At 72.9% G+C, this 16,765-nt stretch carries 13 protein-coding genes and 1 pseudogene; 9 read left to right on the forward strand and 5 right to left on the reverse strand.

Annotation, left to right across the window (positions count from 1 at the left end; translation table 11 throughout):
* Nucleotides 1-9 precede the first annotated feature (9 nt).
* Nucleotides 10-672, reverse strand: coding sequence for a hemerythrin domain-containing protein (locus ACQEVC_RS30430; RefSeq protein ID WP_432884319.1), 663 nt, complete (start codon nucleotides 670-672; stop codon nucleotides 10-12).
* 154 nt (nucleotides 673-826) lie between these two features.
* On the opposite strand from ACQEVC_RS30430, the gene ACQEVC_RS30435 reads away from it, so the two are divergent.
* Nucleotides 827-2,155 carry a M20/M25/M40 family metallo-hydrolase gene (locus ACQEVC_RS30435; RefSeq protein WP_432884322.1) on the forward strand — a complete coding sequence of 443 codons (1,329 nt, stop codon included), beginning with the start codon at nucleotides 827-829 and terminating at the stop codon, nucleotides 2,153-2,155.
* 173 nt (nucleotides 2,156-2,328) lie between these two features.
* Nucleotides 2,329-2,997 (forward strand): hypothetical protein, encoded by a 669-nt coding sequence (locus ACQEVC_RS30440; protein WP_318397205.1) that lies wholly within the window; start codon nucleotides 2,329-2,331, stop codon nucleotides 2,995-2,997.
* A gap of 98 nt (nucleotides 2,998-3,095) precedes the next feature.
* Here ACQEVC_RS30440 and ACQEVC_RS30445 read toward each other — a convergent pair whose 3' ends face one another.
* Both ACQEVC_RS30445 and ACQEVC_RS30450 read right to left on the reverse strand, forming a co-directional pair.
* Complete coding sequence (locus ACQEVC_RS30445; RefSeq protein WP_278061779.1) at nucleotides 3,096-3,287, reverse strand: DUF5703 family protein; 192 nt, start codon at nucleotides 3,285-3,287, stop codon at nucleotides 3,096-3,098.
* A 97-nt stretch (nucleotides 3,288-3,384) separates the two neighbouring features.
* Nucleotides 3,385-4,356, reverse strand: coding sequence for an aldo/keto reductase (locus tag ACQEVC_RS30450; RefSeq protein WP_346261290.1), 972 nt, complete (start codon nucleotides 4,354-4,356; stop codon nucleotides 3,385-3,387).
* A 180-nt stretch (nucleotides 4,357-4,536) separates the two neighbouring features.
* Here ACQEVC_RS30450 and ACQEVC_RS30455 point away from each other — a divergent pair, with 180 nt between their 5' ends.
* The 6 genes and pseudogenes from ACQEVC_RS30455 (at nucleotide 4,537) to mshC (ending at nucleotide 10,559) form a co-directional block, all read left to right on the forward strand.
* A complete protein-coding gene (locus ACQEVC_RS30455) occupies nucleotides 4,537-5,589 on the forward strand; it encodes an LLM class F420-dependent oxidoreductase (RefSeq protein ID WP_432884327.1) in 1,053 nt (350 codons plus the stop codon).
* Nucleotides 5,590-5,746: 157 nt separating this feature from the next.
* Entirely contained in the window at nucleotides 5,747-6,580 is an 834-nt protein-coding gene (locus ACQEVC_RS30460; protein ID WP_432884333.1) for an undecaprenyl-diphosphate phosphatase, read from the forward strand.
* A 127-nt stretch (nucleotides 6,581-6,707) separates the two neighbouring features.
* Nucleotides 6,708-7,400: pseudogene (locus tag ACQEVC_RS30465) on the forward strand (histidine phosphatase family protein); the annotation flags it as partial.
* A 243-nt stretch (nucleotides 7,401-7,643) separates the two neighbouring features.
* A complete protein-coding gene (locus ACQEVC_RS30470) occupies nucleotides 7,644-8,219 on the forward strand; it encodes a DUF3090 domain-containing protein (RefSeq protein ID WP_432884336.1) in 576 nt (191 codons plus the stop codon).
* A 31-nt stretch (nucleotides 8,220-8,250) separates the two neighbouring features.
* On the forward strand, nucleotides 8,251-9,069 hold the full coding sequence (locus ACQEVC_RS30475; RefSeq protein WP_432884339.1) for an SCO1664 family protein: 819 nt from the start codon (nucleotides 8,251-8,253) through the stop codon (nucleotides 9,067-9,069).
* Between the two features lie 251 nt (nucleotides 9,070-9,320).
* Nucleotides 9,321-10,559: a cysteine--1-D-myo-inosityl 2-amino-2-deoxy-alpha-D-glucopyranoside ligase gene (gene mshC / locus ACQEVC_RS30480; RefSeq protein WP_432884342.1), complete on the forward strand. Its 1,239-nt coding sequence runs from the start codon at nucleotides 9,321-9,323 to the stop codon at nucleotides 10,557-10,559.
* A 149-nt stretch (nucleotides 10,560-10,708) separates the two neighbouring features.
* Here the strand turns inward: mshC and ACQEVC_RS30485 are convergent, their stop codons facing one another.
* Both ACQEVC_RS30485 and ACQEVC_RS30490 read right to left on the reverse strand, forming a co-directional pair.
* On the reverse strand, nucleotides 10,709-11,500 hold the full coding sequence (locus ACQEVC_RS30485) for a GntR family transcriptional regulator (RefSeq protein WP_432884346.1): 792 nt from the start codon (nucleotides 11,498-11,500) through the stop codon (nucleotides 10,709-10,711).
* 439 nt (nucleotides 11,501-11,939) lie between these two features.
* Nucleotides 11,940-12,809 carry a PAC2 family protein gene (locus tag ACQEVC_RS30490; protein ID WP_318397196.1) on the reverse strand — a complete coding sequence of 290 codons (870 nt, stop codon included), beginning with the start codon at nucleotides 12,807-12,809 and terminating at the stop codon, nucleotides 11,940-11,942.
* Between the two features lie 303 nt (nucleotides 12,810-13,112).
* On the opposite strand from ACQEVC_RS30490, the gene metH reads away from it, so the two are divergent.
* On the forward strand, nucleotides 13,113-16,625 hold the full coding sequence (gene metH, locus ACQEVC_RS30495; RefSeq protein ID WP_432884350.1) for a methionine synthase: 3,513 nt from the start codon (nucleotides 13,113-13,115) through the stop codon (nucleotides 16,623-16,625).
* Nucleotides 16,626-16,765 lie beyond the last annotated feature (140 nt).

The raw sequence follows: 16,765 nt of genomic DNA on the forward strand, positions 1-16,765 counted from the left end.
CGCCGCCGTTCAGGTCGCCGCCGGCGGAGTCGCCGCGGTCGGCGACGGCGGCGTGAGGTCGTCGACGTAGGTCGGCCGGCCGCTCACCGCGTCGCGTACCTTGTCGACCACGCCGAGCGCGGGTTCGACCACCCGGTTCCACGGCGGTGTCGCCGGGGCGTCCGGGTGCGGCCGGGTCGGCGCGGCCTCCTCGGCGATCTCCACCCGGTTGCCGAGCCGGATCAGGTCGGCGTCACTGGCCGCCGCCCGCAGCGCGGGGAAGATCTCCGTCGAGGCGGTCGACGCGTGTCGGCGGAGCTGTCCGGTGACCTCGTCGGCGAGTTCGGCGAAGCGCGGCTCGGTCGGCGTGACCTGCGCGAGTTCCCGCAGCGTACGCAACATGTCGTTGTCCGCCGCGAGCTCCCGGTCGGCCAGCGGCCCACCCTCGGGCAGCGCACTTCGCACGGTCGGGTAGAGGTACTGCTCCTCGCCGGAGAGGTGTCGGGCGACGGTCGCGGTCAGCACCTCGGCGACCTGGCTGCGCCGCTCCGGTGCGGTGTCGTCGGTCAGCTCGCCGCAGAGCGCCACGATCTGGTCGTGCTCCTCGGCGAGCAGGTCCACCATGCTGCGCCCGCCGGGCCGGTACTCCTCGTCGTCACCGGTCGGGGGCAGCGGCGGCAGTGGCACGCTCACGATTGGCCTCCTCACTGTGGTCCGCCGATCGCGCCGGTCCATCGACCGGCGCTGCTCCGCGGACATCCGCAGGTACCCTCCGGTCCAGATGGCGAAACCCGACACCGGGTGGGGGCGGGACGCACCAGGCCGCTCGGCTGGTATGAAGAACCGCATGAGTAGCCAGCCCGCGTCCACCCACCCGAGCGCCGCCGACGAGGTCGTCGACCTGTGCCGGGACCTGCTCCGGATCGACAGCAGCAACACCGGGGACCCCGAGACCACCGTCGGTGAACGGGTCGCCGCGGAGTACGTGGCGGCCAAGCTCGCCGAGGTCGGGGTGGAGTCGCAGCTTCGCGAGTCCGCCCCCGGCCGGACCAGCCTGGTCGCCCGGATCCCCGGCACCGACCCGGGCCGGGGTGCGCTGCTGGTGCACGGGCACCTGGACGTCGTACCGGCCGACGCGGGCGAGTGGTCGGTGCACCCGTTCTCCGGCGAGATCGCCGACGGCTACCTCTGGGGCCGGGGCGCCATCGACATGAAGGACTTCGACGCGATGGTGCTCGCGGTGGTCCGCGACTGGCAGCGCACCGGGGTACGCCCACCCCGCGACCTGGTGCTGGCCTTCACCGCCGACGAGGAGGCCGGTGGCGAGTACGGCGCGCACTTCCTGGTCGACCGGCACCCCGAGCTGCTGGAGGGCGCCACCGAGGCGATCGGCGAGGTGGGCGGCTTCTCCTACACGGTCAGCCCGGACCTGCGGCTCTATCTCATCGAGACCGCCGAGAAGGGCCTGGAGTGGCTGCGGCTGCACGCCCGGGGCCGCCCCGGGCACGGCTCCATGGTGCACGACGACAACGCCGTCACCGCGCTGGCCGAGGCGGTGGCCCGGGTCGGCCGGCACCGCTTCCCGATCGTGGTCACGCCGACCGTGCGGGCCTTCCTGGAGCAGGTCTCCGAGGCGCTCGGCATCGACCTCGACCCGAACGACCCGGAGTTGGCGATCGCCAAGCTGGGGCCGATCGCCAACCTGATCGGCGCGACGATCCGGAACACCGCCAACCCGACCCGGCTGGCCGCCGGCTACAAGGACAACGTGATCCCCAGCCGGGCCAGCGCCACCATCGACTGCCGGAGCCTGCCCGGCCAGTCCGAGCTGCTGATGGAGCAGCTACGCGAGGTGATCGGGCCGGACATCGAGATCGAGCACGTCCAGCGGCAGCCGGCGCTGGAGACCAGCTTCGACGGCGACCTGGTGGACGCGATGGCGGCGGCGCTGCGGGCCGAGGACCCGGGCGCCCGGCCGGTGCCGTACATGCTCTCCGGCGGCACCGACGCCAAGGCGTTCGCCAAGCTCGGCATCCGCTGCTTCGGCTTCGCGCCGCTGCGGCTGCCGGCCGACCTGAACTTTTCCGCGCTCTTCCACGGCATCGACGAGCGGGTGCCGGTCGACGGACTACAGTTCGGCGTGCGGGTGCTCGACCGGTTCCTGCGGCAGAGCTGACCGCCCGCCTGGCACATCCGGCGGCACTCGTCTACGGTTCCCCGGTTGATCCATCTACTTCCGGTTCCACCTATTCTCGGTCCGTCAATCCCGGCCCGCGTCGGCGCATCGAATTCCCGCCCGCGCCGCGGTCGGCGGGCTGGCGACATCGCAGCGAAGGGACAGGCCACACCATGACCGACCAGCACGCCGAGCTGGACGCCGCCCTGGAACGGGTCATCGAGACCGCCCGGGCGCACCTCGCCGCCGTCCGGGCCGCCGAGGGCCGGATCGACGACGATGCCGTCTGGCAGGCGTACGTCGAGCTCAACAACGCGTCGTACGAGTACGACGAGCAACTGCTCGACGCCTTCGGCGAGGTCACGCCGTGGGACGTGGAGGCGATCGACCCGGACGAGGCGGACGAGCGCTTCGGGGTGGGCCTGGGCGGTGCCGACGGCTCCGAGCCGAGCGACCCGCACCCGCTGGTCCTCTCCGTACGCCATCGGCGCGACTACCGGGTGCCGAGCGTCGCCGCCCTGCTCCGGGTGGCCCAGGCCGCCCGGCGGGCCGCCGTACCGGACGAGGAGGAGGCGCCGGCGGTGGAGGGTGTCGGCGAGGCGGTGCTGGAGCTGCTGCAGACCGGGGACGGGTCGCTCGGCGCCCTGGACATCCCGGAGCTGGAGCCGCTGGACGGTGTCGTGATGGTCAGCGAGGTGTCCGTCCCGCTCGACCTGGAGTCCTTCGACGACGAGGACAGCAGCGGACCGTTCACGCCGGGGGCCGACGACCGGCTCGTCGGTCGGCTGGACGAGCACCCGTTCCTGTCGGACGCCGACGAGGAGTCCGAGCGGGCCCGGTAAGAGATGCGGTGAACCCTTTCACCCTCGCCTTGCGGTCCGTCGACCGAAAGGTCGGACGCGGTGTGTCAGCGCCGCGCGGTTCAGGGGTTGAGAAAGGTTCAGTAGGAGAGGCCCGGTTGCGACTGGTTGACCACGCGACGCCGCAGCACCACCTGCCGCGTACCGTCACGGAACAGTCGCACCCGGGCCAGCTCCCAGCCGGAGAACTCGGCTTGGATCGCCAGTTGCGCCATCGCGGTCATCCGGTCGACATTCGGCGGTAACCGCAATGGCGCGTATTCGTAGTCCATGTCCTCTATCCTGCCCACGCTCGCGGGGCGACACCAGTCCTTCTCCGGGGTGAGCCACGAGGTGTCCGCCTCCGGGGCGGCTGTCCGCTTTCCGGGGTCAGCTGTCCCGTTCCGGATAGCCGACCGGGACGGCCGAGACGTCGTCGAGGGCCCGGGTGATCTCCAGCGGCAGCGTCATCCGCTCCACCTGGAGCGCGCCGAGCAGTTGACCGACGGTGCGGGCGCCGAGGATCGGGGCGACCACGCCCGGCCGGTCCCGCACCCAGGCCAGCGCCACCTCCAGCGGCGACACCCCGAGACCACCGGCCGCGGTGGCCACCGCCTCCACGATGCTGGAGCAGCGCGGTTCCAGATAGCGGGCGACGAAGGGTTCGAAGTGCGCCGAGGCGGCCCGGGAGTCGGCCGGGCGGCCGTGCCGGTACTTCCCGGTCAGCACCCCGCGCCCCAGCGGCGACCAGGGCAGTACGCCGAGCCCGAGCCCCTCGCAGGCGGGCAGCAGTTCCCGTTCGATGCCGCGCTCCAGGAGCGAGTACTCCACCTGGGCGGCGACCACCGGGGCCCGACCGGGAAAGGCGGCCTGCCAGGTGGCGGCCTGCGCGGTCTGCCAGCCGGAGAAGTTGGAGACGCCGACGTACCGGACCCGGCCACTGTGCACCGCGTGGTCCAGCGCGGCCAGCGTCTCCTCCAGCGGGGTGGCCGGGTCGTAGCCGTGCACCTGCCACAGGTCGACGTGGTCGGTGCCGAGCCGGCGCAGTGAGGCGTCCAGGGTGCGCAGCAGATGCCCCCGGGAGGTGTCCCGGCGGCGGCCGGCACCCGGCCGCAGCCCCGCCTTGGTGGCGATCAGCAGGTCGTCGCGGGGCACCAGGGTGCCGAGCAGCGAGCCGATCACCGCCTCGGCGTCACCGTCGCTGTAGACGTCGGCCGTGTCGACGAGGTTGCCCCCGGCGTCCAGGTAACTCTTCAGTTGGGCGGCAGCGTCGTCCGCATCGGTGTCCCGACCCCAGGTCATGGTGCCGAGCGCGAGCCGGGAAACCGCCAGCCCGCTTCGGCCGAGCGGTCGCTGTTGCATGGTTGAACCTTATTCAGAACATCGCTCCGCCGATATCCTCGCTCCCACCATCCCGCTCCGGGTCGACCGGTACAAAGCCGACGTCCGGGCACGGGTCCGGCATCGGCGGGTCAGCGGAGGACGTTCGGGGGTCATTGCGTACCCTGATGCGACTTGCGGATGGATGGGGGAGAAGAACCAGTGCGACTCGGGCTCAGCCTCGGATACCAGACCGCGTGGAGCACTCCGGCGGACCATCTGGCCCTCGCCCGCGAGGCGGACCGGCTCGGCTATTCGGTGGTCTGGGCGGCGGAGGCCTACGGCTCGGACTCGCCCAGCATGCTGGCCTGGCTGGCCGGCCAGACCGAGCGGATCGACGTCGGCTCGGCGGTGATGCAGATCCCGGCCCGCAGCCCGGCGGCCACCGCGATGACCGCCGCCACCATCGACGCGGTCTCCGGCGGCCGGTTCCGGCTCGGCCTCGGCGTCTCCGGCCCGCAGGTCTCCGAGGGCTGGCACGGGGTGCGGTTCGCCAAGCCGCTGGCCCGGACCCGGGAGTACGTCGACATCGTCAAGCTGGCCATCGCCCGCAAACCGGTGGAGTACGACGGCGCGCACTACCGCCTGCCACTACCGGACGGCCCCGGCAAGGCGCTCCGGCTCGGCTTCCACCCGCCCCGCGAGGAGATCCCGATCTACCTGGCCGCGGTCGGCCCGAAGAACCTCGAACTCGCCGGTGAGATCGCCGACGGCTGGCTGGCGATCTTCTTCGCCCCGGAGTTCGCCGCCGAACAGCTCGGCACCGTCGCCGCCGGCCGGGCCAGGGCCGGCAAGGAACTCGCCGGCTTCGACGTGGTGCCCAGCGTGCCGGTGGTGGTCGGCGACGAGGTCGCGAGCTGCGCCGAGCTGGTCCGCTGGTATGCCGCGCTCTACGTCGGCGGGATGGGCAGCCGGGAGCAGAACTTCTACAACCAGCTCGCCACCCGGATGGGCTACGGCGATGCCGCCCGCGAGGTGCAGGACCTCTACCTGGCCAAGCGGCAGCGCGACGCGGCCGCGGCCGTACCACTGGAGTTCATCGACCGGACGTCCCTGCTCGGCCCCAAGGAGCGGATCGCCGACCGGATGCGCGAGTACGCGGCGGCCGGGGTCACCACGCTCTCGCTGACCCTCTTCGTCGCCGACGCGGACAGCGGCATCCAGACCCTGCGTACCTGCGCCGAGGCGCTGGATCTCGCCGGGGTCGGCGAGTGAACCTTTTCCGACCGGAACCGCGTGGCGCTCGCGCACGGCATTCGATCTTGCGGTCCATCGGACCGCAAGGGGAGGTGGAAAAAGGTTCAGTGAGCGGGCGGGGACACCGAAGGCCGGCGGGCGACGGGCGGGGTGCGGCGATGAGCGGGGTGCGCGGGTGAGCTGGATCGAGGCAATCGTCCTGGGAATCGTCCAGGGCCTCACCGAGTTCCTGCCGGTGAGTTCGTCTGGGCACCTGCGGATCACCTCGGCGATCTTCTTCGACCAGGACGCCGGGGCGTCGTTCACCGCGGTCACCCAGCTCGGCACCGAGGCCGCCGTGCTGCTCTACTTCGCCAAGGACATCTGGCGGATCACCCGGGTCTGGGTGATCGGGATCTGGGACAAGTCGGTCCGGTCGAGTCTCGACTACCGGATGGGCTGGTACGTGATCATCGGCTCGATCCCGATCGGCCTATTCGGTTTCCTGTTCAAGGACCAGATCCGCACCGCCGCCCGGAACCTGTGGCTGGTCGCCACCACGTTGATCGTCTTCGCGTTCGTGTTGGCCTTCGCCGAGTACTGGGGCCGGCAGACCCGGCGGATCGAGAACTTCACCCTCCGCGACGGCATCGTGATGGGCTTCGCCCAGGCGATGGCGCTGATCCCCGGGGTGTCCCGGTCCGGCGGCACGCTGACCGCGGGGCTCTTCCTCAACCTGACCCGCGAGGCGGCGGCCCGGTACTCGTTCCTGCTGGCCATCCCGGCGGTGGTGATGTCCGGGCTGTTCAGCGTGCCGGACGTCTTCGACACCAGCGGTGGCGGGTCGATCCCGAGCCCGGCGCAGATGGTCGTGGCCACGGTGATCGCCTTCGGGGTCGGCTACGCCGCCATCGCCTGGCTGCTGCGCTATGTCGCACATCACACCCTCTACGTCTTCGTGCTCTACCGGGTGGCGCTGGGCAGCCTGGTCCTGGCGCTGCTGCTGACCGGCACGATCAGCGCGACCTGACCCCCGCACGCCACGGGTCGCCCGCCGGCCGCCGCGCGGCGCCTGCGCGGTGGGGATCGGCGGGCGGCGCCCGGTCGACCCGGCGGCTCGCGCCGGCGGCCCGACGGACGGAACGTAGGGTGTGGTCGTGGCGACCCTTCTGCTCCTCCGGCACGGCCGGACCACGGCGAACGCCGACGGCGGCCTGGCCGGACGGCAACCCGTCGAACTCGACGAGACCGGCCGGGCCCAGGCGGCGGCGGTGGGCGGCCGGCTCCGGGCGATCCCGCTGGCGGCGGTGGTGACCAGCCCCCTGATCCGCTGCCGGCAGACCCTGGAGCTGGCGCTGCCCGACGCCGTACCGGTGGTCGAGGAGGGGCTGGTCGAGTGCGACTACGGCGCCTGGCAGGGCCAGCCGCTGAAGAAGCTGGCCAAGGATCCACTGTGGCAGGTGGTGCAGCAGCACCCGAGCGCCGCGATCTTTCCGGACGGGGAGTCGATGGCCGGGATGGCGGCCCGGGCGGTCGAGGCGGTACGCCGCTGGGACGCCCGGATCACCGCCGAGCACGGGCCCGAGGCGGTCTGGCTGGCGTGCAGCCACGGTGACGTGATCAAGGCGATCGTGGCGGACGCGATGGGCGTACATCTGGACCAGTTCCAGCGGATCGTGGCGGATCCGGGCTCGGTGACCGGAATCCGCTACACCCCGGTCCGCCCCTTCGTGTTGCGGCTCAACGACACCGGCGGCGACCTGACCAGTCTGGTACCGCCGCCCCCCACGCGGCGCCGCCGCTCCCGGGCGGTCTCCTCGGATGCGGCGGTCGGCGGCGGCGTGGGCGCGGCCGGCGCCGGGGCGGCGCCCCCGGACGGTGCCGCCCCCCGCTCCCGGGCGGTCTCACCGGACGCGGCCGGTGGGCTGGGGGTGCCCGGCGCCGGGGCGGGGGCGGCCGACGGGCGGAAACGGTGACCGGCCGGCCCGGTCAGATCGGCCCGGGCGGTGGCCCGCCGCGACCGGATCGGGGCGTACGGTGATTCGGGTCGGTGGGCTGCGCGGTATGGTATCCGGCCGGATAGGGTCGTGGGTATGACCCACCAGGTGCACGCATTCGAGCCGCCCGAGCGGTTCGTCGCCGGAACTGTGGGTCCGCCGGGTGAGCGGACGTTCTTCCTCCAGGCGCGCGGCGGAGGCCGGCTGGTCAGCGTCGCGCTGGAGAAGGTCCAGGTCTCGCTGCTGGCCGAGAAGCTGGAGGAGCTGCTGACCGAGGCGCACCGGCGGTTCGGTGTCGAGCTGCCCGAGCCGCCCCCGGTCACCTCGGACAACGAGCCGCTGGACACGCCGGTCGACGAGGAGTTCCGGGTCGGCACCCTCGGCCTGGCCTTCGACGTCGACACCGCCACGGTGGTGATCGAGGCGATCGCCGCCGGGGAGGCCGAGGCGGAGGTCGAGCTCGGCGGCGAGGAAGAGGTCGACGAGGAGGACGAGGAGCCGGACGACGACCTCGACCGGCTGCGGGTCCGGTTGACCCCACAGGCGGCCCGCGAGTTCATCGAGCGGGCCCGGCGGGTGGTGGCGGCGGGCCGGCCGCCGTGCCCGCTCTGCGGCCAGCCGCTCGACCCGGCCGGGCACCTCTGTCCCCGACACAACGGCTACCACCGGTGACCGTCGCACTGCTGCGGCCGGGACCGGCCCGGTGACCTCCTCCGAACTGCGGCCCGTGCTGGACGAGAGCGACGCCCTGCGCCTCCTGCACGGGGGCGAATTCGAGCTGGAGGGTCGGTTGGTCGACGCCTCCAACACGACCCTGCGCGGGTTCCTGACCCTGGACGGGGTCACCGCCCGCTGCGTCTACAAGCCGATCCGGGGTGAGCGTCCGCTCTGGGACTTTCCGGACGGCACCCTGGCCGGTCGGGAGGTCTCCGCCTACCTGGTGTCCCGGGCCACCGGGTGGGACCTGGTCCCGCCGACGGTGCTCCGGGACGGCCCGCTCGGCCCCGGCGCCTGCCAGCTCTGGATCGACGAGCCGGAGCAGGCCGAGCCGCTGGTCGGGTTCGTACCGGCCCGGAGCCTGCCGGCCCGGTGGTTCCGGGTCGCGGCCGCCCGTGACGACGACGGCGCCCCGTACGCCCTCGCGCACGCCGACGACCCCCGGCTCGCCCGGCTCGCCATCCTCGATGCGGTGATCAACAACGCGGACCGCAAGGGCGGGCACGTGCTCGTCGGGCCGGACGACCGGATCTACGGCGTCGACCACGGGGTCTGCTTCCATTTCGAGGACAAGCTCCGGACGGTGCTCTGGGGCTGGTCCCGGCGGGACCTGCCGCCGGACGCGCTGGAGATGCTGACCGGGCTGGCCCGGGAGCTGACCGGCCCGCTGGGGGAGTGCCTGGCCGAGCACCTGACGATCGGCGAGGTCGCCGCGCTGGCGCGCCGGGTCGACCGGCTGCTGGCGACGGCCCGGTTTCCGGAGCCGTCCGAGGAGTGGCCGGCCATCCCCTGGCCGCCGATCTAAGCCCCGTCTCCGGCCGCTGCCGTGATTGCCGTTGGGCGCTGCCGGCCTGTCTCCGGCTGCTGCCGTGATTGCCGTTGGGCGCTGCCGGCCTGTCTCCGGCTGCTGCCGTGATCGCCGTCGGCGGGTACCGTGATCACCGCTGGGCGGTGCCGTCCCAGGCCCGCTCCGGCCGTCCGGGCGGTCCTGTCGATCTGATCACCCCGTCCGCCGGGCCGGGGTTCGCGTCCGCCCGGCTGACTAGGCTGGTGACCATGGAAACCTGGATGGGTCACGAGATTCCGCGGCTGCCGGGCAGGGGACCGCGGCTCGCTCTTTACGACTCGGCGCGCCGCGGCGTGCACCCGACCCGCCCCTCCGGGCCGGCGACGATGTACGTCTGCGGGATCACCCCGTACGACGCGACCCATCTGGGGCACGCCGCCACGATGATCGCCTTCGACGTCGTACAGCGGGTGTGGCGGGACGGCGGCCATCCGGTCAGCTACGTGCAGAACGTCACCGACATCGACGATCCGCTGCTGGAGCGCGCCGAGCGGGACGGCGAGGACTGGGTGGTTCTGGCGATGCGGGAGACCGCGCTGTTCCGGGAGGACATGGAGGCGCTGCGGATGATCCCGCCCGCCTACTACGTCGGCGCCGTCGAGTCGATCCCGGCGATCGCGGAGAAGGTCCGGGCGCTGCTGGACGACGGTGCGGCGTACCGGCTCGACGACGGCACCGGGGACGTCTACTTCGACGTCTCCGCCGCGCCCCGGTTCGGTTACGAGTCCAACCTCTCCCGGGAGGAGATGCTCGGCTATTTCGCCGAGCGGGGCGGGGATCCGGACCGGGCCGGCAAGCGGGACCGGCTCGACCCGCTGCTCTGGCGTGGTGCCCGGGACGGCGAGCCGGCCTGGGAGGGCGGCCCGCTCGGCCCCGGCCGGCCGGGCTGGCACATCGAGTGCGCGGTGATCGCGATGGCGTTGCTCGGGGAGACCATCGACGTCCAGGGTGGCGGCAACGACCTGCTCTTTCCGCACCACGAGTGTTCCGCGGCGCACGCCGAGCGGCTGACCGGGGCGGAGCCGTTCGCCGGGCACTACGTACACGCCGGGATGATCGGCCTGGACGGCGAGAAGATGTCGAAGTCGAAGGGAAACCTGGTCTTCGTCTCCCGGCTCCGGGCCGACCACGTGGACCCGATGGCGGTCCGGCTGGCGTTGCTCGCCGGCCACTACCGCAGCGACCGGGAGTGGACCGACGACCTGCTCAAGGAGGGCACGAAGCGGCTGGCCCGGTGGCGGGAGGCCGCCGCGGCGCCGTCCGGGCCCGCCGGTCCGGACCTGCTGGCCGGGGTACGCGAGCGGCTCGCCGACGACCTGGACACGCCGGGCGCGCTGGCCCTGGTGGACCGTTGGGCGGATGCCGCGCTGGCCCGCTCCGGTGCCGACCCGGCCGCGCCGGACCTGATGGCCGCCACCGTCGACGCCCTGCTCGGCATCAAGCTGTAGCCGGCCTCGAAGGCCCCTCCCCGCCGTCGCCCCGGTGGGCCGTGGACGCGCTCTCGGCGTCGAGCGGTAGCCGCCGCGGACGCCGGCCCGCCGTCAGCCCCGGCGGCGGGGGGCGTTGACGCGGCCCGGACGGGACCTCGGGGCGCCGCTCAGCCGAGTACCAGTCCCGGGTCCGGGTCGGCCTCCGGCGCCGGGCCGGGGACCTGGTACCGCTCGGTCAGCGTGGTCATCGGGCCGGGCCAGGTCGCCTGGGCCACCTCGATCGGCCGGTGACTGGCGTCGTAGGCGACGTGCAGCAGGTGCAGCACGGGCGTGTCCGGCCGGATCTGGAGGATCTCCGCCTCCTCCCGGCTCGGCTGCCGGGCGCTGATCTGGTCGGTCGCCGACACGTAGCGCCGGCCGATCGCCTCCTCGGCCTCCTGGTAGAGCGGCCGGCCGTACGCCTCCATCCGTTCCAGGCTGGTGCCGGCGGCGTCGGCGGTGCGGAACCAGGAGGCGCCGACCTCCACCGGCACCTCCTCGGTGCGCACCAGGTGCCGCCGGACGATCAGCTCGGTGCCGTCCGGCACCCCGAACGCGTCGGCCACCTCGGGTGGGGCCGGTGCCCGGCCGACCTGCACCAACTGCTGCCGGTACCGGGCGGCCAGGTCGGCGTGGTAACCCCGGTGGCCGCCGTACCGGCCCCGGGAGAGGCGGTTGAGCCGGCGCCGGGTGCCCCGGACGTACGTCCCGGAACCCGGCTTGGTGATCAGCACGCCCTCCACCCGGAGCTGGTCGATGGCGCGCTGCACGGTCTGCTTGGCCACCCCGAACATCTCGGCGATGGCCGGGATGGACGGCAGCCGCTCACCGGCCGCCCAGTCACCCGCCCGGATCCGCGCCCGCAACTGCGTGGCGATCTGTCGGTGGGGGAACTCGGCCGCTCCCGGGTTGATCTGCACCGCTGCTCCCGTCCAGGTCGTGAGCCAAGAAAAACAACTAGGTTCCTAGGATGCCGTACCGAGTGTGCGCCGGGCAACCGGAAGGGCGGTCAACCACCGAAACCGAGTCCTTGTTCGGGACGGCCCATCGTCAGTGCCGGCACCCGTCTGCGGCGCTTCCTCCTGGCACACCGCTGCTCACCTGGACACCAGAGGCGCTACCGAGGGGTGATAGCGCCTCTGGTGTCCAGGTCGACGTGGCAGCTATCCGGTAGCGCCGGGAGCGGGGGCTGGGCGGTGGGTGGGTAGGGTGCGGCACGGGGTGTGGTGGTCAGCCGGGGACGCCACAGGTGGAAGCGGGACGGTGTCGCGGGCGGGCGTCACCCGTCCGAGAAAGTCACGCCGGAGTGGCCGGGCCGCCGGTCGGACCCGGTGGCTCGGCCGGCGGGGCAACCCGGGTCTACCAGGAGCCGGCGGTGGGGCCGGCCGAGCCGCCGCGACGGCGCAGGTACTTCTCGAACTCCTGGGCGATCTCGTCGCCGGTCAGCGGCTGGATGCCGGCGTCGCCGACCCGTTCCTCCAGCTCGCGGACGTACTCGCCGAGTTCGGCGTCCTGCTCGGCGGCGGTGCGGACCCGCTGCTCCCACTCGGCGGCCTCCTCGGCCAGGTCCGACATCGGGACGGGCAGGTCGAGCACCTCCTCGACCCGGTGCAGCAGGGCCAGCGTCGCCTTCGGGCAGGGCGGATTGTTGGCGTAGTGCGGCACGTGCACCCAGAACGACACGGCGTCGACCTCGGCCCGGGTGGCCGCGTCGTGCAGCACACCGACGATCCCGGTCGGGCCGTCGTAGCGGGTCGGGGTGAGCTGGTAGCGCTCGGCGGCGTCCTTGTCCGAGGCGCTGCCGCTGATCGGCAGTGGTCGGGTGTACGGCACGTCGGCCAGCAGCGCGCCGAGCAGCACGATCCGGTTGATCTCCAGGCTGTGGCAGAGCTCCAGCACCTGCTCGCAGAAGGTGCGCCAGCGCATGCTCGGCTCGATGCCCCGGATCAGCACCACGTCCCGGTCGGTACCGTCCGGGCTGGCCCTCATGAACCGGGTGGTCGGCCACTCGACCCGGCGGGTCTCGCCGTCGGCCATCGTGATCGTCGGTCGGCTCACCTGGAAGTCGTAGAACTCCTCGGGGTCGAGTTCGGTGATCTGGCGTGCCTGCCACACCTGTTCGAGGTGTTCGACCGCCGCGGTGGAGGCGTCGGCCGCGTCGTTCCAGCCCTCGAAGGCCGCGATCGCGACCGGCGAGCGCAGCACGGGCAGCCCGTCGAACTCGGTCACGCCCTACCCCCAGCGTGCGTGCCACGGCCGAGCCGGGCGGTCCGGTGCCGTGCGGTCGTGCCCGCGATGTGCCTGGTGCTGCCGTCCCTGTTGTCCCTCACGTCCGTCAGCCTACGTCCCTGACTCGGATGCGGCCCGCCGGCCGCGCCGGCTCGGCCGCCGGGGGAGCGCTCCGGGCGGTCAGCCGCCATCGGGTCGGCCCGGACATCCGGGACGGAAGGGGCGATCGTCCGACCGACGTACGTTGCGGAACGCTACGCCTACAACGGGTTGCCGGAAGGCCGTCCGGACTAGCCTGGAGCCGTGCCGACTCCGCTACGTGACGCGCTCGGCGACCGGGTGCTGGTCGCCGACGGCGCGATGGGGACGATGTTGCAGGCGGCCGAGCTGACCCTCGACGACTTCGAGGGCCACGAGGGGTGCAACGAGATACTCAACGTGACCCGCCCCGACGTCGTCCGGTCGGTCCACGAGGCGTACCTCGCCGCCGGGGCGGACTGTGTCGAGACGAACACCTTCGGCACCAACCTCTCCGCCCTGCGCGAGTACGGCATCGAGGACCGGATCACCGAGCTGGCCGAGGCCGGCGCCCGGCTGGCCCGGCAGGCCGCCGACGCGGCGGGCACCCCGGAGCGGCCCCGGTACGTGCTCGGCGCGATGGGGCCGGGGACCAAGCTGCCGACATTGGGACACCTGGGCTACCGGGAGCTGCGCGACGCGTACCGGCGCAACGCGGCCGGGCTGGTCGCCGGCGGCGTGGACGGGCTGATCGTGGAGACCTGCCAGGACCTGCTCCAGGTCAAGGCGGCGGTGGTCGGTGCCCGCCGGGCGCTGGCCGAGGCGGGCCGGGAACTGCCGGTGATCTGCCACGTCACGGTCGAGACCACCGGGACGATGCTGCTGGGCAGCGAGATCGGCGCGGCGCTGACCGCGCTGGAGCCGCTCGGCATCGACCTGATCGGCCTCAACTGCGCCACCGGGCCGGCCGAGATGACCGAACATCTGCGCTACCTGGCCCGGCACGCCCGGATCCCGCTGTCGGTGATGCCGAACGCCGGCCTGCCGGAGCTGACCGCCGACGGGGCCCGCTATCCGCTGACCCCGCAGGAGTTGGCGGACGCGCTCGCGGGGTTCGTGGCCGACTACGGGCTGTCCCTGGTCGGCGGCTGCTGCGGCACCACGCCTGCGCACATCCGGGCGGTGGTGGACCGGCTGGGTGGCGCGGTGGCGCCGCCCCGGACGCCGGAGCCGGAGCCCGGGGTGGCGAGCCTGTACCACCAGGTGCCGTTCGCCCAGGACGCCAGTGTGCTGATGGTCGGTGAGCGCACCAACGCCAACGGCTCCAAGGCGTTCCGGGAGGCGATGCTGGCCGGGGACTGGCAGGCGTGTGTGGAGATCGCCCGGAGCCAGGCCCGGGACGGGTCGCACCTGCTCGACCTCTGCGTCGACTACGTCGGCCGGGACGGCGTACGCGACATGCGGGAGATCGCCGGCCGGTTCGCCACCGCCTCCACCCTGCCGATCATGCTGGACTCGACCGAGCCGGCGGTGATCGAAGCCGGGCTGGAGATGCTCGGCGGCCGGTGCGTGGTCAACTCGGTGAACTTCGAGGACGGTGACGGCCCCGACTCCCGGTACGCCCGGGTGCTGCCGCTGGTCCGCGAGCACGGCGCCGCAGTGGTGGCACTGACCATCGACGAGGAGGGGCAGGCCCGGACGGCCGACTGGAAGGTACGGGTGGCGTCCCGGCTGGTCGACGACCTCACCGGCCGCTGGGGGATCGACGTGCGGGACATCCTGGTCGACTGCCTCACCTTCCCGATCGCCACCGGCCAGGAGGAGACCCGCCGGGACGGCATCGAGACGATCGAGGCGATCCGGGAGATCGCCCGCCGCTATCCCGGGGTCAACTTCACGCTCGGCGTCTCGAACGTCTCGTTCGGGCTGAACCCGGCGGCCCGGCAGGTGCTCAACTCGGTCTTCCTGCACGAGTGCGTGCAGGCCGGACTGACCAGCGCCATCGTGCACGCCAGCAAGATCCTGCCGATGGCCAGGATCCCGGACGAGCAGCGCGAGGCGGCGCTCGACCTGGTCTACGACCGGCGCCGGCCCGGCCACGATCCGGTGCAGCGGTTCATCGAACTCTTCGAGGGGGTGGACGCCGCCTCGGCCCGGGCCACCCGGGCGGAGGAGCTGGCCGCGCTGCCGGTCGACGAGCGGCTGAAGCGGCGGATCGTCGACGGCGAGCGCAACGGGCTGGAGGCCGACCTCGACGAGGCGCTGAGCACCCGGCCGGCGCTGGCCATCATCAACGAACTGCTGCTGGACGGGATGAAGGTGGTCGGCGAGCTGTTCGGCGCCGGCCAGATGCAGTTGCCCTTCGTACTCCAGTCGGCCGAGGTGATGAAGGCCGCGGTGGGCCATCTCGAACCGCACATGGAGAAGTCCGACGACGGCGGCAAGGGCCGGATCGTGCTCGCCACCGTCAAGGGCGACGTGCACGACATCGGCAAGAACCTGGTCGACATCATCCTGTCCAACAACGGCTACGAGGTGGTCAACCTCGGGATCAAGCAGCCGGTCGCGGCGATCCTGGAGGCCGCCGAGGAGCGGGCCGTGGACGCCATCGGGATGTCCGGCCTGCTGGTGAAGAGCACCGTGGTGATGAAGGAGAACCTGGCCGAGATGGCGTCCCGAGGGGTCGCCGGGCGCTGGCCGGTGCTGCTCGGCGGTGCGGCGCTGACCCGGTCGTACGTCGAGGACGACCTTCGGTCGACCTACCCGGGCGAGGTGCACTACGCCCGGGACGCCTTCGAGGGACTGTCCCTGATGGACCGGCTGATGGCGGCGAAGCGCGGCGGCGCCCCGGTGGTGGACGCCGAGCGGGAGGCGGCGCTGGCCGCCCGGCGGGCCCGTCGGGACCGGCAGCGGGCCCGGGCGACGGCGGCGCTGCCGGACCTCTCCGACGACTCGGTCCGCTCCGACGTGGCGACCGACGTCGCGGTGCCGGCACCGCCGTTCCTGGGCACCCGGGTCGTCAAGGGCATCCCGCTGGCCGACTACGCGGCCCTGCTCGACGAGCGGGCGACTTTCCTCGGCCAGTGGGGGCTGCGCGGTTCGCGCGGCGGCGCCGGGCCGAGCTACGAGGAACTGGTCGAGACCGAGGGCCGGCCCCGGCTGCGCTCCTGGCTCGACCGGCTCGCCGCCGACCGGGTGCTGGAGGCGGCGGTGGTCTACGGCTACTTCCCGGCCTACTCCGACGGCAACGACCTGGTGGTGCTCGACGAGCGGGGCGCCACCGTGCGGGCCCGGTTCAGCTTCCCCCGGCAGCGGCAGGAGCGCCGGCTCTGCCTCGCCGACTTCTTCCGGCCCCGGGGCGACCAGCTCGACGTCGTCGCGCTGCAACTGGTCACCGTCGGGCAGCCGATCAGCGAGTACGCCGCGAAGCTCTTCGCCGGTGACGAGTACCGGGACTACCTGGAGGTGCACGGGCTGTCGGTGCAGCTCACCGAGGCCCTCGCCGAGTACTGGCACCGCCGGATCAGGGCCGAGCTGACCCTGCCCGACGGCCGTACCGTGGCCGACGACGACCCGGACGACCTCGCCGGGCTGCTGCGCACCGACTACCGGGGCTGCCGGTACGCGTTCGGTTATCCGGCCTGCCCGGATCTGGAGGACCGGGCGAAGCTGGTCGAGCTGCTCGGCGCGGAGCGGATCGGGGTCCGGCTCTCCGAGGAGTTCCAGCTCGTACCGGAGCAGGCGACCGACGCCATCGTGGTGCACCATCCGGAGGCCAGCTACTTCAACGCCAGGTGACCGGCGGCGGAGAGACGCCCGGTGACCGGCGGAGGTAGCCCGGTAACCGGCGGAGGTAATTGCCGGCGAACCCCGGCGCACTCGGGAACGCCGTGGATAGCCTCCGGATGGAGGCCGAATCCGTCTCGTGTCCGGGCACG

This window comes from Plantactinospora sp. CA-294935, from assembly GCF_050936445.1.
Classification (GTDB): Bacteria; Actinomycetota; Actinomycetes; order Mycobacteriales; family Micromonosporaceae; genus Plantactinospora.

Coding starts and splice junctions, on each gene's coding strand:
- ACQEVC_RS30435 (WP_432884322.1), top strand. CDS start 827: ATGAGTAGCCAGCCCGCGTCCACCCACCCGAGCGCCGCCGACGAGGTC.
- ACQEVC_RS30440 (WP_318397205.1), top strand. CDS start 2,329: ATGACCGACCAGCACGCCGAGCTGGACGCCGCCCTGGAACGGGTCATC.
- ACQEVC_RS30445 (WP_278061779.1), bottom strand. CDS start 3,287: ATGGACTACGAATACGCGCCATTGCGGTTACCGCCGAATGTCGACCGG.
- ACQEVC_RS30450 (WP_346261290.1), bottom strand. CDS start 4,356: ATGCAACAGCGACCGCTCGGCCGAAGCGGGCTGGCGGTTTCCCGGCTC.
- ACQEVC_RS30470 (WP_432884336.1), top strand. CDS start 7,644: ATGACCCACCAGGTGCACGCATTCGAGCCGCCCGAGCGGTTCGTCGCC.
- mshC (WP_432884342.1), top strand. CDS start 9,321: ATGGAAACCTGGATGGGTCACGAGATTCCGCGGCTGCCGGGCAGGGGA.